Genomic DNA, 3,123 nt, shown 5'->3' with positions numbered 1-3,123 from the left:
GGCCATATAAACAAGGTAAAAAGGAGGGGCGAAAGGGGCGCACCAAAGCACCCCGCGCCACCACCACAAAGGACCGAGTTTATGACCACCTACCGTTTGCAATCATCCCCGATGGTTCACACCCCCGGCCTGATCGCATGGGCCATCAACGGCTATGCGTTCGAGGCTGACCGCCCGCAGATGCTCAAAGTGATCGGCGAAACCTTCGCAGGCGTCCCGACCGACGCCATCGAGCGGCTTCTGTCCAAGGAAGTTCCCTACACCGTGGACGGCGAGACCGTCACCTTTGAAGTGGAGGCATGAGCATGTCCGCACGTCTTTTCACCATGCAGGCCGACTACGAAGGCCAGCCCTATCCGCAGGCCATCTACGGCACGAGCGAAATCACCCTTCGCATGATCGGGCGCGACCACCACCGCGCCGCGACCATCAAGCCGGTCCTGACCCTCAAGAACCCGGACGGCATCACCATCGCCACGATGGACGAATGGGCCGACGACTGGACGGACGCGGCAAGCGCCCCGGCCAGCAGCCGCGAGAGCATCCATTTCTTCGACACCGCCGAGGAAGCGATTGCCTACCGCGCCGAAAACGGAACGGGAGGCTGGATCTTCGCATGTGCCGACAAGAACAGCGGCACGATCTTTCCGCCCCGCATGACGCCGAGCGACATTCTGGCGACCGGCCAGACCAGTTCGTCGGGTGGCCGCTTCATCGGCCCCGCCGGGAAAATCATCAAGCAGGAGGACGTGGCATGAGCGCGCTTTTCAACATGACCGGCGTATCGCTGGATCGCGTCGAGTTGGCGGCGGTTCTGACCGGCCTTCGCATGTTGCAGTCGGAATTGGAGGTTCCGACGCTTCTGCACCACATCCTGACCGATTGCGGAGAGTTCGACCCGATCACCGAAGACCAGATCGACGCCCTTTGCGACCGTCTCAATGGCGGGGAGGTCGGCTGATGGACATGATCGCCTACTACCGTCAGCTTGTCGGCTTCACCGTTACCGGCTTTCGGATGGACGCCGACGAGTTCGGCGACGAGCCGTTCCCCACCTTCACCGTGAAAGCCCCGGACGGGGAAACGCTGGAAGTCAGCCTGTCGCGCGACCCCGAGGGCAACGGCGGAGGCTTTGCCTTCATCGCCCCGCCCGCCGCGCCGGAGGGCCGGGCATGACCAAGCACTACGGGTTTTCGCGTATCGGAGAAACCCCGGAGCAGGAGGCGCACAGCGCCCCTGCCCTTCGGCGCAGCTTGGCCGAAATCGTCGCGGACTACGACGACAAGGCCGGGAGTATCCCCGAGCGGATCGGCGAGTTCGAGCGCGTCACGGACGCCCTCAAACTCGCCAGCACCATAGGCGGGGCCTATGGTGCCAACCCCTTCGCCAACGAGCCGCGCCTATACGAGCGCGACGTGCGCCTGGCCCTTCTGCGGTCCGCATGGCGGCATGTTTACGAGGGGTTGAACATCGAGGCGGTCGCCAGCGCCAAGGACCGCCAACAGCTCGACCTGAAACTGACCACCCCCCTGCCCTTCACCATCGAGAACATCCGCGAGATTTTCGGGCCGTATCTTCTCGACCCGCGCTTTCACGTCCTCAAAGGACTGGCCGAATGTTTCTGTGACCTTGACCCGGCCTACAAGAGCCACAGCCGCGTCAGGATCGGGGTTTCCGGCCTGCCCAAGCGGATCATCGTTTCATCCGTCACCGGATGGAGCGGATGGGGCAAGGAGCGCGTGAAGGACACGCTCAATGCCCTTCGCGTCTATCGCGGCCAGCCGCGCTACGAATATGCCGAGTTCGCGAACATGATGGACGAGGCCGAGCGGCACGGCGAATCCGACTTCTGCGGCGGCATCATCCGCGTGTTCAAGAACGGCAACGCGCACCTGATCTTCGACGCGCAGGGCTTGCTCGATATAAACCGCGCCTTGGCCGAGTTCTACGGTGAGGTTCTGCCCGACGCCCCGTCCGAGGCGCAGACCAAGCGGCCAAGCACGGAGGTTTCGCGCGATCTGCAATTCTACCCGACACCGCGCGCCGCCGCGCAGACCATGATCGACGCGCTGCACCTGTCGGGCGGCGAGACGATCCTTGAGCCTTCATGCGGCGACGGTCGGATCATGGACCTTCTGGCCGACTGGCACGACCAGCCGGACAGCTACCGCCGCCGCGATCCGTTGACCGTGACCGGCATCGAGTATGACGCGGGCCGCGCGGGACAGGCCCGCGCCAAGGGCCATCACGTTATGACCGCCAATTTCCTACAGGTCGCGCCCGATCCGCGCTTCGACGTGATCGTGATGAACCCGCCCTTCTACGGGCAGCACTACAAGAAGCATCTCGACCACGCGGCGAAGTTCCTGCGCCCCGGCGGGCGGCTGGCCTGCATCCTGCCCGCCACCGCCCACTATGACCACGCCAACACCATCGGCGAATGGCGTGACCTTCCCGTTGGCAGTTTCGCGGAGAGCGGCACGAACATTCCGACCGGGTTCTGTGTCTGGCGCAAGCCCGGTTGATCCTGGCGGGGCTTACGCCCCGCCGGTCTCATTTCCGCTTGGCTTCCTTCGATCCGGTTCCGAACAGGAACCAGTTCGCGTCGGCACCGCAATGCTCTAGCAGGATCGCGAGTTCGTCCGCTTTCAGGTCGCGCTCGCCCGCCTCGATCTTGCAGTAGGTGCGGAACGTCGCGCCGATCTTTTCCGCCATCTGCGGCTGGCTCATGTTGGCGCATGTCCGCAAGTGCTTGAGCCGCGCCACCCTGTCGTGCGTCTTGCCCAGCTCGACGACCTCGACCTTGCGGCCGCGCGTCTCGATCTTTTCTTCGCCCGACGCGGCGTCGTTCGGTGTCATAGGTCTGACCTCTATTTTTCTGTGCAGTCTGTAGGTTGTCTGGCCGTTAGATGGTCAGCATACATTACATGCCGCTTTCGGCAACCATTCATCTTTCTCTAAATATCCACGGGGGAGGCGCGGAACGCGCCGGGGGCGGTAGCCCCCTCGACGTTATGGCCCCTGCCCCGCCGCCCTGACCGGGCGTCGTGTCACCGCGCTCTAGGCTCCGGCCGGCGGGCGGCCTGCGCCCCGCACCCTGCGATCCTGGCCTTCCTGATCCAA

General features: G+C 64.0%; 6 protein-coding genes. 5 read left to right on the top strand and 1 reads right to left on the bottom strand.

Going from position 1 to position 3,123, the window contains the following annotated elements; genetic code table 11:
- Positions 1 to 81: 81 nt before the first annotated feature.
- Genes Q1B16_RS22180 through Q1B16_RS22160 form a run of 5 tightly spaced genes read left to right on the top strand, consistent with a single transcriptional unit; the run spans position 82 to position 2,525 of the window.
- Entirely contained in the window at positions 82 to 303 is a 222-nt protein-coding gene (locus Q1B16_RS22180; protein WP_299794563.1) for a hypothetical protein, read from the top strand.
- Positions 304 to 305: 2 nt separating this feature from the next.
- On the top strand, positions 306 to 758 hold the full coding sequence (locus Q1B16_RS22175) for a hypothetical protein (protein WP_299568020.1): 453 nt from the start codon (positions 306 to 308) through the stop codon (positions 756 to 758).
- Complete coding sequence (locus Q1B16_RS22170) at positions 755 to 961, top strand: hypothetical protein (protein ID WP_299568021.1); 207 nt, start codon at positions 755 to 757, stop codon at positions 959 to 961. The genes Q1B16_RS22175 and Q1B16_RS22170 overlap by 4 nt, the downstream gene beginning before the upstream one ends.
- Positions 961 to 1,176, top strand: a complete 216-nt coding sequence (locus Q1B16_RS22165; RefSeq protein ID WP_299568022.1) for a hypothetical protein — start codon at positions 961 to 963, stop codon at positions 1,174 to 1,176. Before Q1B16_RS22170 ends, Q1B16_RS22165 begins: the two co-directional genes overlap by 1 nt.
- Positions 1,173 to 2,525 carry a DUF4942 domain-containing protein gene (locus tag Q1B16_RS22160; RefSeq protein WP_299794558.1) on the top strand — a complete coding sequence of 451 codons (1,353 nt, stop codon included), beginning with the start codon at positions 1,173 to 1,175 and terminating at the stop codon, positions 2,523 to 2,525. Before Q1B16_RS22165 ends, Q1B16_RS22160 begins: the two co-directional genes overlap by 4 nt.
- 28 nt (positions 2,526 to 2,553) lie before the next feature.
- Here the strand turns inward: Q1B16_RS22160 and Q1B16_RS22155 are convergent, their stop codons facing one another.
- Positions 2,554 to 2,859, bottom strand: coding sequence for a helix-turn-helix transcriptional regulator (locus tag Q1B16_RS22155; protein WP_299568024.1), 306 nt, complete (start codon positions 2,857 to 2,859; stop codon positions 2,554 to 2,556).
- Between the last annotated feature and the right edge of the window lie 264 nt (positions 2,860 to 3,123).

The organism is uncultured Marivita sp. (genome assembly GCF_947488135.1).
In the GTDB taxonomy this organism is placed as follows: domain Bacteria; phylum Pseudomonadota; class Alphaproteobacteria; order Rhodobacterales; family Rhodobacteraceae; genus Marivita.
Note: the sequence above shows the minus strand (reverse complement) of the source record. Positions and strands in the feature narration are given on the sequence as shown.